The sequence below is a fragment of the Streptomyces polyasparticus genome (genome assembly GCF_014493765.1).
Lineage (GTDB): Bacteria > Actinomycetota > Actinomycetes > Streptomycetales > Streptomycetaceae > Streptomyces > Streptomyces polyasparticus.
On the sequence record NZ_JACTVJ010000007.1, the window covers coordinates 266176 to 283153 of the forward strand.

General features: G+C 68.5%; 16 protein-coding genes and 1 tRNA gene. 4 read left to right on the forward strand and 13 right to left on the reverse strand.

The window, feature by feature from the left end; translation table 11 throughout:
* Positions 1 to 138: 138 nt before the first annotated feature.
* On the reverse strand, positions 139 to 879 hold the full coding sequence (locus H9Y04_RS16890; protein ID WP_187814704.1) for a DUF5324 family protein: 741 nt from the start codon (positions 877 to 879) through the stop codon (positions 139 to 141).
* Positions 880 to 1245: 366 nt separating this feature from the next.
* Between H9Y04_RS16890 and H9Y04_RS16895 the strand changes: the two genes are divergently transcribed.
* A complete protein-coding gene (locus H9Y04_RS16895; protein WP_308801003.1) occupies positions 1246 to 1773 on the forward strand; it encodes a peptidylprolyl isomerase in 528 nt (175 codons plus the stop codon).
* A 120-nt stretch (positions 1774 to 1893) separates the two neighbouring features.
* Complete coding sequence (locus tag H9Y04_RS16900; RefSeq protein WP_187814706.1) at positions 1894 to 2787, forward strand: rhomboid family intramembrane serine protease; 894 nt, start codon at positions 1894 to 1896, stop codon at positions 2785 to 2787.
* Between the two features lie 239 nt (positions 2788 to 3026).
* Here H9Y04_RS16900 and H9Y04_RS16905 read toward each other — a convergent pair whose 3' ends face one another.
* From H9Y04_RS16905 to H9Y04_RS16930, 6 genes are all read right to left on the reverse strand, one after another.
* Entirely contained in the window at positions 3027 to 3767 is a 741-nt protein-coding gene (locus H9Y04_RS16905; protein WP_187814707.1) for a class E sortase, read from the reverse strand.
* Positions 3768 to 3846: 79 nt separating this feature from the next.
* Positions 3847 to 5328 (reverse strand): class E sortase, encoded by a 1482-nt coding sequence (locus H9Y04_RS16910; protein ID WP_308801004.1) that lies wholly within the window; start codon positions 5326 to 5328, stop codon positions 3847 to 3849.
* A complete protein-coding gene (locus tag H9Y04_RS16915; RefSeq protein WP_187814708.1) occupies positions 5325 to 5963 on the reverse strand; it encodes an aminodeoxychorismate/anthranilate synthase component II in 639 nt (212 codons plus the stop codon). Before H9Y04_RS16915 ends, H9Y04_RS16910 begins: the two co-directional genes overlap by 4 nt.
* The gene (locus H9Y04_RS16920) at positions 5963 to 6148 is read right to left on the reverse strand and encodes a hypothetical protein (protein WP_187814709.1); all 186 of its coding nucleotides are present in this window, start codon (positions 6146 to 6148) and stop codon (positions 5963 to 5965) included. Before H9Y04_RS16920 ends, H9Y04_RS16915 begins: the two co-directional genes overlap by 1 nt.
* Positions 6149 to 6202: 54 nt before the next feature.
* Positions 6203 to 6916, reverse strand: coding sequence for a class E sortase (locus H9Y04_RS16925; RefSeq protein WP_187815086.1), 714 nt, complete (start codon positions 6914 to 6916; stop codon positions 6203 to 6205).
* Between the two features lie 35 nt (positions 6917 to 6951).
* A complete protein-coding gene (locus H9Y04_RS16930; RefSeq protein ID WP_187814710.1) occupies positions 6952 to 7719 on the reverse strand; it encodes a DUF881 domain-containing protein in 768 nt (255 codons plus the stop codon).
* A gap of 155 nt (positions 7720 to 7874) precedes the next feature.
* Here H9Y04_RS16930 and crgA point away from each other — a divergent pair, with 155 nt between their 5' ends.
* The gene (crgA, locus tag H9Y04_RS16935) at positions 7875 to 8132 is read left to right on the forward strand and encodes a cell division protein CrgA (protein ID WP_052581970.1); all 258 of its coding nucleotides are present in this window, start codon (positions 7875 to 7877) and stop codon (positions 8130 to 8132) included.
* Between the two features lie 102 nt (positions 8133 to 8234).
* Here the strand turns inward: crgA and pknB are convergent, their stop codons facing one another.
* From pknB to H9Y04_RS16965, 6 genes are all read right to left on the reverse strand, one after another.
* Positions 8235 to 10250, reverse strand: coding sequence for a Stk1 family PASTA domain-containing Ser/Thr kinase (gene pknB, locus H9Y04_RS16940; protein WP_187814711.1), 2016 nt, complete (start codon positions 10248 to 10250; stop codon positions 8235 to 8237).
* Positions 10251 to 10397: 147 nt separating this feature from the next.
* Positions 10398 to 11861, reverse strand: coding sequence for a peptidoglycan D,D-transpeptidase FtsI family protein (locus H9Y04_RS16945; protein ID WP_187814712.1), 1464 nt, complete (start codon positions 11859 to 11861; stop codon positions 10398 to 10400).
* Positions 11858 to 13279, reverse strand: a complete 1422-nt coding sequence (locus H9Y04_RS16950) for an FtsW/RodA/SpoVE family cell cycle protein (protein WP_187814713.1) — start codon at positions 13277 to 13279, stop codon at positions 11858 to 11860. Before H9Y04_RS16950 ends, H9Y04_RS16945 begins: the two co-directional genes overlap by 4 nt.
* 24 nt (positions 13280 to 13303) lie before the next feature.
* The gene (locus H9Y04_RS16955; RefSeq protein ID WP_187814714.1) at positions 13304 to 14782 is read right to left on the reverse strand and encodes a PP2C family protein-serine/threonine phosphatase; all 1479 of its coding nucleotides are present in this window, start codon (positions 14780 to 14782) and stop codon (positions 13304 to 13306) included.
* 126 nt (positions 14783 to 14908) lie between these two features.
* The gene (locus H9Y04_RS16960; RefSeq protein WP_165333757.1) at positions 14909 to 15424 is read right to left on the reverse strand and encodes an FHA domain-containing protein FhaB/FipA; all 516 of its coding nucleotides are present in this window, start codon (positions 15422 to 15424) and stop codon (positions 14909 to 14911) included.
* A gap of 10 nt (positions 15425 to 15434) precedes the next feature.
* Complete coding sequence (locus H9Y04_RS16965; protein WP_187814715.1) at positions 15435 to 16286, reverse strand: FHA domain-containing protein; 852 nt, start codon at positions 16284 to 16286, stop codon at positions 15435 to 15437.
* Positions 16287 to 16739: 453 nt separating this feature from the next.
* On the opposite strand from H9Y04_RS16965, the gene H9Y04_RS16970 reads away from it, so the two are divergent.
* Positions 16740 to 16823 (forward strand) — tRNA-Leu (locus H9Y04_RS16970).
* Positions 16824 to 16978: the final 155 nt, after the last annotated feature.

The following is a 16978-nucleotide window of genomic DNA, read 5'->3' on the forward strand; positions in this document are numbered from 1 at the left end:
CAACCCATGTTTCACGTGAAACCGGCGTGAGGTGAAGCACACATAAAGAGACGGGAGGCCAGCCGGCCTCCCGCCCCCTGTGTACGTGCCGTCCCTACGTCCCGTCCGTCGGGCTCCGCCGTCCGGACATGCCGTCCGTCAGGCCCGGTCGTCCGGACGCTGCGGCGACCAGTCGCCCTCGCCCGCCTCGGCCTCGGCCTGCTTGGCCTGGACCTCGGGGTCGAGGAGTGCCTGACCGCTGCCGTCCACCGACGTCAGCGTGGTGGAGCCGGTGTCCGCGACCTCCGTGGGCGCGGGCGGCTCGACCAGCCAGTCCGGGTTGGCCTGCTTGTCCCACCACTTCCAGGCGGCGAGCGCGGCGAAGCCGATGGCACCCACCACGGCGACCCGCTTCACGAAGCGGCCGGCCGAAGCCCGTCGCTCGTGCCGGCGGACCAGACGCTGGATCTCCTGCGAGGAGACCTGGCCGCGCAGTGCGGCGACGGCCGCCACGCTGCGGTCGACCGCGGCGTCCTTGACCGGCCCGGCGGCCGAAACGGCCTGCTCGACCTTCGGCCGTGTGTACTCGGCTGCCTGGCGTGCGGCGCGACGGGTGCGGGCCGCCGCCTCATGGGCCGCATAGTCCACCTTCGGCGGGACATGCGTGCGCGCCTGCTTCAGACGCGGCGCGACATGGGCGCCGTACTGGTTCCGCGCCTGATCGGCAGCCTGGTGCGCGGCATCGGAGACCACGGGCGCGAGTCGTACGCGAGCCTCGTGCGCATAGTGCGAGGCCCGGTCCTTTGCCGTGCCTGCGTAGGGCGCCACCGCTTCCGCGGCGTGCCGCACGCTCTCCTTTGCCGAGCTGGCCGCGGCGCGCGCGCTGTTCTTGCGGGTCACGGGATCCTCCTCCTCGGTGGCGTACGGTATTTCACCTTTCCACCCTTTTAGGGATCATGCCTGTCGGGTGACGCCCCGGCATGTGCGGGCGGGCATCCGGGTAACGGCCCGGCGCCCGCGCCGAAAACCGGGTGCCCAGAAAGAATCAGGCGAATCAGCCGCTGAGCAGATCCGTGGGTATCGGGTGATCTTCGGGCAATGCGGTGCAAGGGGAGCTTGCGGCAGACAATGCCACGGATCGGCTCAGTGCGCGCCCTTCCGGCGAGTACTCGTGCAGGGATCGGCCAGGAGTTGTCGCGTTCCCCTCGCCGAAGGCGCCTGCGTGCGAGGATTCTGGGCGTTGGACGCGACAACGGAAGGCACACCGTGGCTGAGCAGCTGTACGCCACCCTCAGGACCAATCAGGGCGACATCGAGATCCGGCTGATGCCGTTCCACGCGCCCAGGACGGTCCGCAACTTCGTCGAGCTCGCCACGGGTGAGCGGGAGTGGACGCACCCGGCCACCGGTCAGAAGTCCACGGACAAGCTGTACGACGGCACGTCCTTCCACCGTGTGATCAGCGGCTTCATGATCCAGGGCGGAGACCCCCTCGGGAACGGCACCGGCGGCCCCGGCTACGAGTTCGCCGACGAGTTCCACCCCGAGCTGCGCTTCGACCGCCCGTATCTGCTGGCCATGGCGAACGCCGGCCCCGGCACCAACGGCTCGCAGTTCTTCATCACGCTCGCCCCCACGACGTGGCTGAACCGCAAGCACACCATCTTCGGCGAGGTCGTCGAGGGCCCGAGCCGCAAGGTGGTCGACGCCATCGCGGCCACGCCCGTGAACCCGGCGACGCACCGCCCGGTCAGCGACATGCTCATCGAATCGGTGGTCGTCGAAAAGCGCTGAGGGAACCAATGCGCCCCGCTCGTCCGTAAGTCCGTAAAGGAAGAGCGGGGCAGTGTGTGTGCTTTGCATGCCGTCACCGGCCTGCACATGCCTTCGTACGTACGGAGATGAGGGGACCTCATGGATCAGGTGCCAGGCAGCCCGCAGCAACCCAAGGGCGCCTCCGGCCTGCCCGGCTGCTACCGGCATCCGGACCGCGAGACGGGGATCAGCTGCACGCGGTGCGAGCGGCCGATCTGTCCCGAGTGCATGATCAGTGCGTCGGTGGGGTTCCAGTGCCCCAACTGTGTGCGGGAGGGGTCGGGGACGGGGCACGCGCCCACGGCCAATCAGCCGCGGACGATTGCGGGCGGCACCGTCGCGGCGGACCAGAAGCTCGTCACCAAGATCCTGATCGGGATCAATGTCGCGGTGTTCATCGCGGTCCTGGCGATGGGCGACGAGCTGGTCGACAAGCTCGATCTGATCGGCCGCGCGCTGAACCAGGACCTGGAGATCGTCGGCGTCGCCGAAGGCCAGTGGTACCGGCTCTTCACCTCGATGTTCCTGCACCAGGAGATCTGGCACATCGGCTTCAACATGCTCGGCCTGTGGTGGCTCGGCGCCCCGCTGGAGGCGGCACTCGGACGAGCCCGCTTCCTGGCCCTCTACCTGGTCTCCGGCCTCGCCGGCAGCGCGCTCACCTACTTCGTCGCCGCCCCGAACCAGCCGTCGCTCGGCGCCTCCGGCGCCATCTTCGGACTCATGGGCGCCACGGCGGTCCTGATGCGCCGCCTCAAGTACGACATGCGTCCCGTGATCATCCTGCTGGCGATCAACATGCTGTTCACCTTCACCATGAACGGAATCGCCTGGGAGGCCCACGTCGGCGGCCTCGTCGCCGGCGTCATCGTCGCGTACGGCATGGTCCACGCACCCCGCGAACACCGCGCACTCGTCCAGTGGGGCACCTGCGCCCTGGTCCTGCTGCTGACGGTGGCCGTGCTGCTGATCCGTACCGCAGAGCTCACCTGACGAAGCCCTGGCCGGGGATTATCCACAGCGAGTGCCGGATCTTGTGCATGGCGTGGGGAACGTACGTGCCCCTTGTCGCTGACCTGGGTTTTCCCGGGAAGGAAGCGAGTGCGTGCAGTCGTACCGGCGTCAACACAGGAAGAGTTATCCACAGATCTGCTGAGTAGTGTGCTTACTTATCCAGAGCTGTGGATCAGCCTGTGGATAACTCTGTGGAGCGCTCGGGGCAAGGCTTGCGCTCAGCGCAGTTCCTTGGGCGGCGTGCGCCGCGCGTCCACCTTCTCCACACGCTCCAGCTCGCCCCACACGATGTACCGGTACTTCGAGGTGTAGACCGGCGTGCAGGTCGTGAGCGTGATGTAGCGGCCGGGCTTCTTCACGCCCGAGGCCTTCGGGACCGCGTTCAGGACGTCCACGTCGTATTTCGAGGTCTCGGGGAGCGTCTTGTAGACCTTGTAGATGTACCAGCGGTCCTTCGACTCGAAGACGATCGCGTCGCCGTTTTCGAGCTTGTCGATGTTGTGGAACTTCGCGCCGTGCCCGTCGCGGTGCGCGGCCAGCGTGAAGTTGCCGTTCTCGTCCTGGGGAAGCGCGGACTTGACCGGCTCCGTGTAGTAGCCGGCCACACCGTTGTTGAGCGTCTTGAGGTCGGTGCCCTTCTTGACCAGGACCTCGCCGTTCTTCATGGCGGGCACGTGCAGGAAGCCGATGCCGTCCTTGGTGTCCCGGGCGCCGGGGCCGCCGTCGTCCGTGCGGCCCGCCCAGTCGTTGCGTACCGCGTCGCCCTGCTCCCGGGCCTCGCGGTCGGCGAGCACGTTCGTCCACCACAGCGAGTAGACGACGAAGAGGCCGAGCACCAGGCCCGCGGTGATGAGCAGTTCGCCGAAGACCATGACCGCCGTGGCGATGGGTCCGCGGCCGCGGCGGGGCCGCGCGGGAGCGGAGGGCTGCGTCTGCTCCCCCTGGTCGGTGGCTACCACTGTCTCCCTGCCCCGTCGTCTGTCATCTGTGCTGCGTGCCGCGCCGCATGTACCGCGGGTCGCTCCGAACGTGCCGCGCCTATTCAACCAGCGCGGCCGGCTTGCCCTTGTCCCGCGGCCGTTCCTCGGCCAGCTTGCCCCAGACGATCATGCGATACGTGCTGGTGAACTCCGGCGTACACGTGGTCAGCGTGATGTACCGGCCCGGCTTGGTGAAGCCCGAACCCTTGGGGATCGGGTTGAGCACCCCGACGTCGTCGGGCGTCGTCTGCGGCAGGATGCTCGCCATTTTGTACACGTAGTACTTGTCCTGAGTCTCCACCACGATCGGATCGCCCGGCTGGAGCTTGTTGATGTAGCGGAACGGTTCGCCGTGGGTGTTGCGGTGGCCAGCCACCGCGAAGTTGCCCTGCTCGGCGTCGGGCATCGCGGTCTTGATGCTCTCCTCGCCGTAGTGCCCGACCATGCCGCGGTCGAGCACCTTGGGCTTGCTGATGCCCTCGGCGATGGGCACGACCACGTCGAGCTTGGGGATGTGCATGATGGCGAAGCCCTGGCCGGGCTCGAAGGCGCCGGGCTTGCCCTTGCCGTTCGCCCAGTTCTGCTGGATCTTGTCGGCCTCGGCGCCCGCCTGCTGCTCGGCGCGGATGTTGGTCCACCACAGCTGGTACGTGACGAACAGGAGCATCAGCACGCCGATGGTGATGAACACTTCGCCGAGCGCCCGGCTCGCGAGCACCGCGGGGCTCGGCCGCTTGGCGCGTTCGGCGCGGCGGGCCTCGAGCCGCGAGAGACCGGGCACTTGGCGCTTGAGCGCCGCGCGGCGGGTGTCGGAGGCGCGCAGGCCGACGGTCTCGTCGTCGCCTGGCCGCCGGGTGGGCGGCTCGTCCGTGGCGGGCCGGCGCAGGCCGACCGTCTCGCCGGAAACGGGCGGCGGCGCGCTCGCGCCGAGGCTCACGGTCTCGCCGGAGACGGCGGGTACGGATTGCGTGTGGTCGTACAGGGCTTCGTAGGCAGCAGCGTCCATGGGCGGCCGGTGGGCAGCTGCCTGGGATATCGGGTCCTGGTACGCGGGTGTCTGCGCGTTGTACGAGGGGTCGCCGTACGCAGGGTTGCTGTAAGAAGCTTCGCCGTACGAAGCGCCGCCGTACGAAGGATCGTTGTACGAAGCTCCGCGCGACGCGTCGTAAGAGGAGCTGCCGTTGTGCGCGGGACCGTGGGAGCCCCCGTAGGCGGCGCCCCCATATGCCGGGCCCTGCGCGGCCCCCTCCGCGTACCCCGTCCCGTACGACGTCGGCTGCGGTCCCTGCTCCCCGTACCAGTCCCGCTGGTAGCCCTGCGGGTCGTACCACTCCTCCTGCGACGGCGGCGGTGACTGCGGCGGTGAGGCGGGCGTCTCGGCCCCCGGGGCAGCCGCGCGGAACCACGGCGAGGGGTGCTGCCCGGGCAGCGGGTCGCTCAGCGGATCGTCGAGCCGGTCGACCGCGGCCTCGAACGAGGCACGGTCCCCGTACGCATCGTCATGCGGGGAACCGCTCTGTTCGGGACGCGTGGAGGTCACGCCGAGGCCCTGCCCACGACGGGTGCGAGTCCTTCCGAGCGGGCCACCGCCTGCGGGTCACCGCACTGCACGAGCCAGTTGGCGAGCATCCGGTGTCCGTGCTCGGTCAGCACGGACTCGGGGTGGAACTGCACGCCCTCGACCGGGAGTTCGCGGTGGCGCAGGCCCATGATGATGCCGTCCTCGGTCTGCGCGGTGATCTCGAGCTCGGCCGGGAAGTCGGCCGGTTCGGCGGCGAGCGAGTGATAGCGGGTCGCGGTGAACGGGGAGGGCAGACCGGCGAAGACACCGCCGCCTTCGTGCCGTACGAGCGAGGTCTTGCCGTGCAGGAGCTCCGGCGCGCGGTCCACGACCCCGCCGTACGCGACGGCCATGGACTGCATGCCGAGGCAGACGCCGAAGACCGGAACGCCGGTCGCGGCGCAGTGCTTCACCATCTCGATGCAGACACCGGCCTGTTCGGGCGTGCCCGGGCCCGGCGACAGGAGCACGCCGTCGAAGCCGTCCTGGGCGTGCGCGGTCGACACCTCGTCGTTGCGCACGACCTCGCACTCGGCGCCCAGCTGGTACAGGTACTGGACGATGTTGAAGACGAAGCTGTCGTAGTTGTCGACGACCAGGATGCGCGCGCCCATCACACGGTCCCCGAGACGGCTCCGAGGCCTTCGTCCACGGTCACGTCATTGAACGGAAGCAGCGGCTCCGCCCACGGGAAGACGTACTGGAAGAGGAGGTAGACGACGCCGAGCGCCAGCACCAGCGAGAGAAGTGCCTTCAGCCAGGCATTGCCCGGCAGGTGCCGCCAGATCCAGCCGTACATGCTGTCCCTTCCGTTGACGTACGTCCGTCCCTTCCATTGACGTACGCCACCAGACTAACGGCGCAGCGCTTCCGGTTTGCCGTCGTCCACAGGCTGGGTGGAATCGAGGTAGGCCCAGACGATCAGCCGGTGGCTGTGGCCCCACTCCGGCTCACAGGTCGTCAGCGTGAGGTATCGCCCAGAGTCGGTGAAACCGGACTTACGGGGCACCGGATCGATCACCGCGATATCGCTGGGCAGCGTCTTGTACGGCTTCTTGTTCTCGATCCGGTATGTGAACCAGGTCCGCCCGTCGTTGAGGACCACCGCATCGCCCTTGCGCAGCTTGGGGAAGTCCTTGAACGGGTCGCCGTACGTGCGCCGGTGGCCGGCCACCGCGAAGTTGCCCTTCTGTCCGAGCTGCGCGGTGCTCGCGTAGTGCCCGAGGCCCTTCTTCAGGGTGCCCGTCTTGGTGTTCTCCAGGACCGGCTTGGTCCAGTTGTCGCCGAGCCGCGGGATGTACATCACCGCGAAGGGCTTTCCGTCCTCGTACGGCTCGGGCGGCGGCGGATTGCCGTCCTCGGTCACGTCGCTGCTGCCGCCCGCCGCTTCGAGCTCTGCGCTGGTCATCGCGCCGTTCGCCCAGCGGTCCTCGAGCTGGTCGAGCTGGCCGTCCATGGCGGCGTCGGCCTTGACGCCGGTCCAATAGAGGACATACGTGACAAACAGCACGATCAACGCGCCGAAGGTGATGCACAGTTCGCTGAAGGTCCTGACGATCACTCGCACCGACACGGGCCGGTCCCTCCCCGACGGCTACCTCGTCATTCGACTGGGCTCGCGTAATGGAGATCCACTGTGCCCGAGTAGCCGGGAAGAGTCACTGCCCCCGGTTCGTCGACTTTCCAGCCGAGGCCGTACGCCTTCACGTACAGGAGATAGTTCTGGATCTCGGGGGAGGCGTTCAGCGCTTCCCTGAGCTTCTCGGTGTCGCCGACTGCCGTGATCTTGTACGGGGGTGAGTAGACGCGGCCCTGGAGGATCAGGGTGTTGCCGACGCAGCGCACGGCGCTGGTGGAGATCAGGCGCTGGTCCATCACCTGGATGCCTTCGGCGCCGCCCTTCCACAGGGCGTTGACGACCGCCTGGAGGTCCTGCTGGTGGATCACCAGGTCGTTCGGAGACGGCTCGGGGTAGCCCGGGAGCTTGGCGGAGGCGTCCGGCGGGGCGTCGGCCAGCGTGACGGAGACGGAGTCGCCGCGCAGCTTCTTGGTGCCGGCTTCCTTCTCCAGGGCCTTGAGCTTGGCCTCCTCCTCGGCGGAGGCGCCGTTGTCCCGCTCGGCGAGAGCGTCCACGTCCTCGCGGAGTGAGCCGAGTTTTTCTTCGAGCTGCCCGTTCTTGTGGCTGCGCTCCTGAATCAGGTCGGAGAGCTTGAGCAGCGAGGCATCCGTACGGATATTGGTGCCTTTGGCCGTGTTGAAACTCGTGACAAAGATGAGCCCGGCGAGCGCGAAGACGCCCGCGGTGAGCACTCTCACCGGCCGCCGCCCCGATCGGCGGCCCTCGTCGGGGCTGTCGGCAGAATTGCTCAACGTACCCTTACTCCTTACGGCGCCGCGGAAGCACTACGCTAACGGACGCCCGGGGGAAGCGATCGGTCCCCCATACGCGCCCCGCCCCGCTCGGCGCGGCCAGCCACAACACGTTCCCTGCGCGGCCACGCAGCGCATCGACAGGAGAGACCCTCGTGCCGAAGTCACGTATCCGCAAGAAGGCCGACTACACGCCGCCGCCGTCGTCGAAGCAGTCGACCGCCATCAAGCTGACCAACCGCAGCTGGGTCGCCCCGGTGATGCTGGCGCTCTTCCTCGTCGGCCTCGCCTGGATCGTGATCTTCTACGTCACGGACACCCGGCTGCCCATCGAGGCGCTCGGCAACTGGAACATCGTCGTGGGCTTCGGCTTCATCGCGGCGGGGTTCGGCGTCTCGACGCAGTGGAAGTAGCCGTCACCGAGATGTCCTAGGCGGCTCCGCAGTTCGCAAAAGGGCCGGCCCCCTCCGCGAAGGAGGGGGCCGGCCCTTTGTGCTGGGGACTGCTCGGCGGTGCTACTCGTCCTCGCTCCGGCTGAGGCCGGACTGGCCGAAGATGCCGCCGTCGTCGCCGCCGTTACCGCCGTTGCCGTTGCCGCCGCCACCGTCGGTGGTGTTCAGAGCGATCGCCGTACCCGTGGGCACCTGCTGGGGTGCCATGGGCGTGGACATCACCACGAGGGCGTCGTCATCACGCGGACCGTTGATCTGGCCGACGGTGAGCCCGGCACCCTCGATCAAGCTGCGTGCCTCCGAGAGCTTCTTGCCGGCCACCGCGGGGACGGCCACCTGCTGCTGTGCCTTGGCGACGGTCAGCGTTACCTCGGAACCCTTGTCGACCGGCGTGTTGGCGTTGGGCGTCTGGGCGACGACCTGGTTCTCGGGGACGTCACCCCTCGGCTCCTCCTGGACCTTGACCGAGAAACCGAGGTCCCGCAGCGCCTGACGGGCCTGGTCGAGCTGCTGCCCGACCAGGTTCGGCACAGTCTCCTGCGCCTTCTCCTTGGCCACCGTCAGCGTGATCTTCGAGCCCTTCTCGACCTCCGTGCCGGAGCTCGGGTCGGTCTTCAGGACCGTGCCCGGCTCCTCGGCCGAGGTTTCCTTGGTCTCGACGGTGACGTCCAGCTTGTAGTCGTCGCCCTCGAGTTCCTTGCGGGCGTCGTCGACCTGGTCGCCGATCACATTCGGCACCGCGACCTTGGGCGCGCCCTTCGAGACCGTCACATTGATGGTCTCGCCCTTGTCGACCTTGCCGCCCTCGCCCGGGTCCTGAGCGCAGATCTGGCCCTTCGGGGTGTCCTCTTCCTCGCACACCGCGTTGGTGGCCTCGAGCTTGAGCCCGACGTTGTCGGCCTGCTTCTGGGCCTGGTCGAGCGTCTTGCCGATGAACTGCGGGACGCTGATCTGGTCGTCCCCGCCCTTGTCGCTGAAGACCACCTTGCCGATGAGGATGGCGCCGACGAGCACCAGGGCGCCCGCGAGCACCAGGAGCGCCGTGGAGGCGCCGCCCTTCTTCTGGCGGCGGCGGTCCGGGCGGTCGTCGTAGCCGTAGCCGCCGTCGTCCGGGTTCATCGGGGGCAGCATCGAGGTCTGCGGGCCGCCGCCGTTCTGCGGGCGGAGCATCGCCGTCTGCTGGTCGTCCGGGTGGCCGCCGTAGCCGACCGCGCCCATGGCGGCGGTGGCCGCGACGGGCTGGCCGTCGAGGGCCGCTTCGATGTCGGCGCGCATCTCGTCCGCGCTCTGGTAGCGGTAGTCCGGGTCCTTGACCAGCGCGCGCAGGACGATGGAGTCCATCTCGGGCGTGATCTCGGGGTCGAACACGGACGGCGGCTGCGCCTCTTCCCGTACGTGCTGATACGCCACCGCGACCGGGGAGTCGCCGACGAACGGCGGCCGTACGGTAAGCAGCTCGTAGAGCAGACAGCCGGTCGAATAAAGGTCACTGCGCGCATCGACCTGCTCGCCCTTGGCCTGCTCCGGGGAGAGGTACTGGGCGGTGCCGATGACGGCGGACGTCTGGGTCATCGTCATGCCGGAGTCGCCCATGGCGCGGGCGATGCCGAAGTCCATCACCTTGACCTGACCGTTGCGCGTCAGCATGACGTTCGCGGGCTTGATGTCGCGGTGGACGATGCCGGCGCGGTGCGAGTACTCCAGGGCCTGCAGGATGCCGACGGTCATCTCGAGCGCGCGCTCGGGCAGCAGCTTGCGCCCGGAGTGCAGCAGCTCGCGCAGCGTCGAACCGTCCACGTACTCCATCACGATGTACGGGATGGAGACCCCGTCGACATAGTCCTCGCCGGTGTCGTAGACCGCGACGATCGCCGGGTGATTGAGCGAGGCGGCGGACTGGGCCTCACGGCGGAACCGGGCCTGGAACGACGGGTCGCGGGCGAGATCCACCCGGAGCGTCTTCACGGCGACGGTGCGGCCGAGGCGGGAGTCATGCGCGAGGTAGACCTCGGCCATGCCACCACGGCCGAGCACCTGGCCCAGCTCGTACCGGCCGCCGAGGCGACGCGGCTCTTCCATAGCTACCTACCAGCCCTCTCCGTCAGTCCCGACCGCACCCATGTGTGGTCCGGCGGTGTGCTGTCCCGGCATACCGTACCGGCCCGCTCTAGCATGATCTGGCCGCAGCGGTGGTCTGATACAGGACCGGTACCGCAGTGACCGGCGTCACTTGCTCCCGTCGAGAACCGCCTGCATCACGTTCTTGGCGATCGGAGCGGCGAGACCGCCGCCGGAGATGTCCTCGCGGTGGGCGTCGCTGTCCTCGACCACCACGGCGACCGCCACCGGCGATCCGTCCGCCGTCTTCGCGTACGAAATGAACCAGGCGTACGGCTTCTCGCTGTTGTCGATGCCGTGCTGGGCGGTACCGGTCTTGCCGCCGACCGTGGCGCCGGGGATCTTGGCGCTGGTGCCGGTGCCCTGGTTGACCACCGTCTCCATCATGTCCTGCAGCTTCTGCGCGTTCTCCGCGGACAGAGGGCGGCTGAGCTCCTTGGGCGCGTGCTTGGAGATCACGTCCAGGCCGGGGGCCTGCACCTGGTCGACCATGTACGGCTCCATGAGCTTGCCGTCGTTCGCGATCGCGGACGCGACCATGGCCATCTGCAGCGGGGTGGCCGCCGTCTCGAACTGGCCGATGGACGAGAGCGCGGTCTGCGGACGGTCCATCTGCGTGGGGAAGTTGGAGGCGGTGGCGCGGACGGGGACGAACTGCTCCTCGTTGAAGCCGAACTTCTGCGCGGTCTCGCGCATCTTGTCCTTGCCGAGGTCCGAACCGATCTTGCCGAAGACGGTGTTGCAGGAGATCCGCAGCGCCTCGCGCAGCGAACCGTCCTTGCAGGAGGGGTAACTGCCCTCGTTCTTCAGCTCGGTCCTGGTGTCCGGCATCGTCCACGGAAGCGGCGACTCGGTCTTCTCGTCGGGGTCCGTGTACAGCCCGTGCTCCAGGGCGGCCGCGGCCGTGACCACCTTGAAGGTGGAGCCCGGCGGGTACGTCTCGCGCAGCGCGCGGTTGAGCAGCGGCTTGTTCTTGTCGCTCTCGAGGTCCGTCCAGGCCTTCTCGTCGTCCTTGCTGTTGCCGGCGAAGGACGACGGGTCGTACGAGGGGGTCGAGGCGAGCGCGAGGATCGCGCCGGTCGACGGGTCGATCGCGGCGACGGCGCCCTTCTTGTTGCCCAGACCCTCGAACGCGGCCTTCTGCGCGGCCCCGTTGAGCGTCGTGACGACGTTGCCGCCCTCCTTCTTCTTGCCGGTCACCATGTCGAGGGTGCGGCGGAAGAAGAGCCGGTCGTCGTTGCCGGTGAGGATCCCGTCCTCGATCGACTCGATCTGGGTGGCGCCGTAGGCCTGCGAGGCATAGCCGGTGACCGGCGCCCACATCTCGCCGTTCCTGTACGTCCTCTTGTACGCGAAGTCGCTGCCGGTGGTCCGTTCGGAACCGGTGATCGACTTGCCGTCGACGATGATGTCGCCGCGCTTTTGCGCATAGCGCTCGATGAGCACGCGGCGGTTCTTCTCATGCGTACGGAGCTCGTCGGCCTTGACGTACTGGAGCCAGTTGTCGCGGATGAGCAGGGCGAGCACCAGCAGACCGCAGAACATCGCGATCCGCCGCAGGGGCTTGTTCACGGTCGTACTACCTGCGTCATTTCGGCGTCGGGGTTGGCTGCGGGAGCGGGCGCCGGGCGGCGCGCGGTATCGCTGATACGGATCAGGATGGCGATCAGGGCCCAGTTGGCGATCACCGAGGAACCACCGGCCGCGAGCCACGGCATGGTCATACCGGTCAGCGGGATGAGGCCCATGACACCGCCGGCCACGACGAAGATCTGCAGCGCGAAGGCGCCGGACAGACCCGCGGCGAAGAGCTTGCCGAAGGGGTCGCGGGCGGCGAGCGCGGTCCGTACGCCGCGCTCGATGATCAGGCCGTAGATGACCAGGAAGGCCATGACGCCGGCCAGGCCGAGCTCCTCGCCGACGGTGGCGAAGATGAAGTCGGCGTTGGCGGCGAAGCCGATCAGGTCCGAGTTGCCCTGGCCGAGGCCCGTGCCGAGCACGCCGCCGGAGCCGAAGGCCATGATCGACTGGCCGATCTGCTCACAGGCGCCGGAGGTCGCGTAGCAGCCGAAGGGGTCGAGCCAGGCGTCCACACGGGCCTTCACATGGCCCGCGGTCGAGGCCACACCGACCGCGCCCGCCGCCGACATCAGCAGACCGATCACGATCCAGCTGGTGCGCTCCGTGGCCACGTACAGCATCACGACGAACATGCCGAAGAACAGCAGCGATGTACCGAGGTCGTTCTCGAAGACCAGGATGAGCAGGGAGACCGCCCAGATCACCAGGATCGGGCCGAGGTCGCGGCCACGCGGCAGGTACAGGCCCATGAAGCGGCGGCTGGCGAGCGCGAGGGCGTCGCGCTTGACCATCAGATAGCCGGCGAAGAAGACGGCGATGACGATCTTCGCGAACTCACCGGGCTGGATGGAGAATCCGCCGAGCCGGATCCAGATCTTCGCGCCGAACACGTCGGTGCCGAGGCCGGGGACCAGGGGGAGCAGCAGCAGGATCATCGCCGCGACCATGGAGATGTACGTGAAGCGCTGCAGGATCCTGTGGTCCTTGAGCAGCAGCAGCACACCGACGAACAGCGCGATGCCGACCGCCGAGTACATCAGCTGGTTGGGGGCCGCCGGGTTGAAGGCGCCGAAGCTGCGCTCCTGCAGCTGTTGCAGGCGCTCCGACTGGTCCAGGCGCCAGATGAGGACCAGGCCCAGGCCGTTGAGCAGCGTGGCGAGCGGCAGCAGCAGCGGGTCGGCGTACGGCGCGAACTTGCGCACCACGAGGTGCCCGACGGCGGCGAGCAGACCGAGGCCGAGGCCGTAGCCGATCATCCCCGTGGGCATCGTGCCGTCGATCGCGAGACCGACATTGGCGTACGCGAAGATCGGGATGAGCACGGCGAAGACGAGCAGGCCCAACTCGGTGTTGCGCCTGCTCGGAGCGCCGATCGCGCCGATGGTCGAAGTGTGTGTCGTACTGCTCATGAGTAGGCGGGGCCCCCAGTGCCCCTAGTTCTTGTCGCAGTTGCCGACCAGCTGCTGCTCCTCCTCGGAGAGGCTGGGGCCGGGCGTGGGTGAGGGCGCCTTGTTCGCGCTCTGCTTGGTGGCGCCGCCGTCGGTACCGCCGGCTTCGCCCTCGCCGGTGCGCGCGTTGTTCTCGTCCTCGGCCTTGCGCTGCGCTGCCTGCTTCTCGCAGGCGGACGCCTGGGTGCCGAGATCCTTGATCTTCTCGTTGGCCTCGGTCAGACCGCCCGCGGCGATCGTCGCCTCGACCTGCTTGCGCTGGTACGGCGGCAGGTACTTGAGCTCGATGTCCGGGTGGTCCTTCTCGACCTTGGACAGGCTGACCCAGGCCAGGTCCTGGCTGATACCGCGGTACAGCGCGACATGACCGTCGTTGGCCCCGACGTAGTACTGCGTCTGGGTCCAGCGGTAGCCCGCGTACAGACCGCCGCCGATGACGGCGAGCGCGAGCGTCAGGTAGAGCGATCTCTTGATCCACTTGCCGCGGCCGCCCCGCTTGACGAAGTCCTCGTCGCTGTACGCGCCGAAGCCGTCCTCGGGGGCGTACGCGTCCGGCTCACCGGATCCGGGCGGTCCGAAGCCGCCGCCCGAAGGCTGGGGCGGAACGGGGCGGCCCAGGCCCGCGGCGCGGCCGGCCGGGGTCTGCATGGCCCCGTTGTCCTGCATCTGCTGCTGGTTCTCGGCCACGGCGCCCACGACGACCGGGGTGTCCGTGATGTGACCGGCAAGGGTGTCGTTGCCGTCGATGTCGAGGACGTCGGCCACGATGCACGTGATGTTGTCCGGGCCGCCGCCGCGCAGCGCGAGCTGGATCAGCTCCTGCACGGTGGCCTGCGGGCCTTGGTAGCTCGCGAGGGTCTCCTCCATGGTCTGGTGCGAGACCACACCGGAGAGACCGTCGGAGCAGATCAAGTAGCGGTCGCCGGCGCGCACTTCACGGATCGACAGGTCGGGCTCGACGTGGTCGCCGCTGCCGAGCGCGCGCATCAACAGCGAGCGCTGCGGGTGCGTGGTCGCCTCGTCCTCGGTGATCCGGCCCTCGTCGACCAGGCGCTGCACCCAGGTGTGGTCCTGCGTGATCTGCGTCAGGACGCCGTCGCGAAGCAGGTACGCGCGGGAGTCGCCGACGTGCACGAGGCCGAGGCGCTGACCGGTCCACAGCAGGGCGGTGAGCGTGGTGCCCATGCCCTCTAGCTGCGGGTCCTCCTCGACCATCACGCGCAGCTGGTCATTGGCCCGCTGCACGGCGTCGCCGAGGGACGTCAGGATGTCGGAGCCGGGGATGTCGTCGTCGAGCGCGACGATGGTGGAGATGACCTCGGAGGAGGCCACCTCGCCGGCGGCCTGGCCGCCCATGCCGTCGGCGATGGCGAGAAGGCGGGGACCGGCGTAGCCCGAGTCCTCGTTGCCCTCGCGGATCATGCCTTTATGCGATCCGGCGGCGAAGCGCAGTGACAGACTCATGCGCACCTGCCCCGTCGACTCAGACTCCGGGTACATCCGCACAGCGCCCACCCTCCGGTCGGGAGCGCGCACAGGCCCTGCCTCAAGGCCGCGTCGGCTCGCTCGCTCCGCTCGCTCATTCTCGTACTACTTCCGCAGCTCGATGACGGTCTTGCCGATGCGGATCGGCGCGCCAAGCGGGATCGGTGTCGGGGTGGTCAGGCGGGTCCGGTCGAGATACGTGCCGTTGGTGGACCCGAGATCCTCCACGATCCACTGGCCGCCCTGGTCCGGGTAGATCCTGGCATGCCTGCTCGACGCATAGTCGTCGTCGAGCACGATCGTCGAATCGTGCGCACGGCCCAGCGTGATCGTCTGGCCCTGGAGCGCGACGGTGGTGCCGGAAAGGGTGCCCTCGGAGACGACCAGCTTGGACGGTGCGCCACGGCGCTGGCGGCCGCCGCCGCTCTGCTGCCGCGGCGGCGTGGGTGCGGCCTGCTGCCGGCCCTGCGCAGGGCGCGCGTCGGCCCCCCGCCGCGCACCGCGCTGCGTGACTCGCGTACCGAACAGGTCGCTGCGGATGACCTGGATGGCCACGAACACGAACAGCCACAGGACGGCCAGGAAACACAGCCTCATGACCGTCAGGGTCAGCTCTGACATTGCCCCCGCTTCACCCTTCGGCTTGTCGGTAAATGATCGTCGTACTGCCCACGACGATCCGCGAGCCGTCGCGGAGCGTAGCGCGGGTGGTGTGCTGCCCGTCTACCACGATGCCGTTGGTAGACCCGAGATCCTGGATCGTCGAGGGCGTTCCGGTCCGGATCTCACAGTGCCGGCGGGAGACGCCGGGGTCGTCAATCCGTACATCCGCCTCGGTGCTCCGGCCGAGGACCAGAGTGGGGCGGGAGATCTGATGGCGCTGGCCATTGATCTCGATCCAGCGCCGCGTCTGGGCGCCGGGAAGCGGGCCCGCACCGCCCTGCGGGCGTGCGGGCGCGGATCCGCGACCGCCGCCGGGGGGCGGCGCCGCGGGCATCGGAGGGGCGGCGGCCGGCGGGTAGCCGTAGCCACCCTGGCCGCCCTGGGGCCTGGCCGGCGCGGGGCCCGCGGGTGCGGGGCCTGCCGGTCCGGGGCCGGCCTGCGAGGTGCTGGAGGCGAGCGTGCGGCTGCGCACCCGGTACAGACCTGTGTCCAGGTCGTCCGCCTTCTCCAGGTGCACCTTGATCGGGCCCATGAAGGTGTAGCGCTGCTGCTTCGCGTAATCGCGCACCATGCCGGACAGCTCGTCGCCGAGCTGGCCCGAGTAGGGGCTCAGGCGCTCGAAGTCGGGCGGGCTGAGCTCCACGATGAAGTCATTGGGGACGACGGTCCGCTCGCGGTTCCAGATCGTCGCGTTGTTGTCGCACTCGCGCTGCAGGGCGCCTGCGATCTCGACCGGCTGGACCTCGGACTTGAACACCTTGGCGAAGGTGCCGTTGACCAGACCTTCGAGTCGCTGCTCGAACTTCTTCAGGACTCCCATGGGCACCTCCTCAGTCGTTGTCGTCCTGGTACTGCTTACTGATCGTATCCACGCGCCGGGAAATCGGCTGGTTCCCCTTCTCTGCCCTGCGCAGGGGTGTCGCCTCTCACAACGGCCGGGGCCGTCGGTTCGTGCCACGTCTGCGCGACTGCGTATCGACTGCCTCTCGACCGTCTTTCTCTTCTGTCCTGTGCCCCCGCCGCGGGGTGCTCCCGTAGTGGTTCGGTGCCCGCGTCTCCACGGATCGTAGAGGGGGGTCCTGGACAGTGTCCCGCACTCGCGCCGCTGCCCTCCTGGGTGGAGGGGCGAGGCGGTGCGGGGGCGGGGTGTGCGTGGTGTCCCAGAAGGCAGGTGCCCGCACAAAGGGATGTGAACCCACCCTGTCCGGCGTGCTAATCTTCAGATGTCGCCAGGCGCTCCCCAGGGAGCGAGAAGCCAGACGACAACACCCATGCGCGGGTGGCGGAATAGGCAGACGCGCTGGATTCAGGTTCCAGTGCCCGCAAGGGCGTGGGGGTTCAACTCCCCCCTCGCGCACATCACCGGGAAGCCCGGCATCGTGATCACGATGCCGGGCTTCTTGCTGTGCTTGCCCTGGGGCAGTTGCTGTGTGTGCGGGGGAACGCTTTCGGGTGCTGACCAGGTGTGGGGCTTGTCACGCGCCCCTATCTTTCGCATATGGGACATAACTC

Bases quoted from the DNA above. Each gene is read 5' to 3' on its own strand.
- H9Y04_RS16900 (WP_187814706.1), top strand. From the start codon at position 1,894: ATGGATCAGGTGCCAGGCAGCCCGCAGCAACCCAAGGGCGCCTCCGGC.
- H9Y04_RS16915 (WP_187814708.1), bottom strand. From the start codon at position 5,963: ATGGGCGCGCGCATCCTGGTCGTCGACAACTACGACAGCTTCGTCTTC.
- H9Y04_RS16920 (WP_187814709.1), bottom strand. From the start codon at position 6,148: ATGTACGGCTGGATCTGGCGGCACCTGCCGGGCAATGCCTGGCTGAAG.
- pknB (WP_187814711.1), bottom strand. From the start codon at position 10,250: ATGGAAGAGCCGCGTCGCCTCGGCGGCCGGTACGAGCTGGGCCAGGTG.
- H9Y04_RS16950 (WP_187814713.1), bottom strand. From the start codon at position 13,279: ATGAGCAGTACGACACACACTTCGACCATCGGCGCGATCGGCGCTCCG.
- H9Y04_RS16955 (WP_187814714.1), bottom strand. From the start codon at position 14,782: ATGAGTCTGTCACTGCGCTTCGCCGCCGGATCGCATAAAGGCATGATC.
- H9Y04_RS16960 (WP_165333757.1), bottom strand. From the start codon at position 15,424: ATGTCAGAGCTGACCCTGACGGTCATGAGGCTGTGTTTCCTGGCCGTC.
- H9Y04_RS16965 (WP_187814715.1), bottom strand. From the start codon at position 16,286: ATGGGAGTCCTGAAGAAGTTCGAGCAGCGACTCGAAGGTCTGGTCAAC.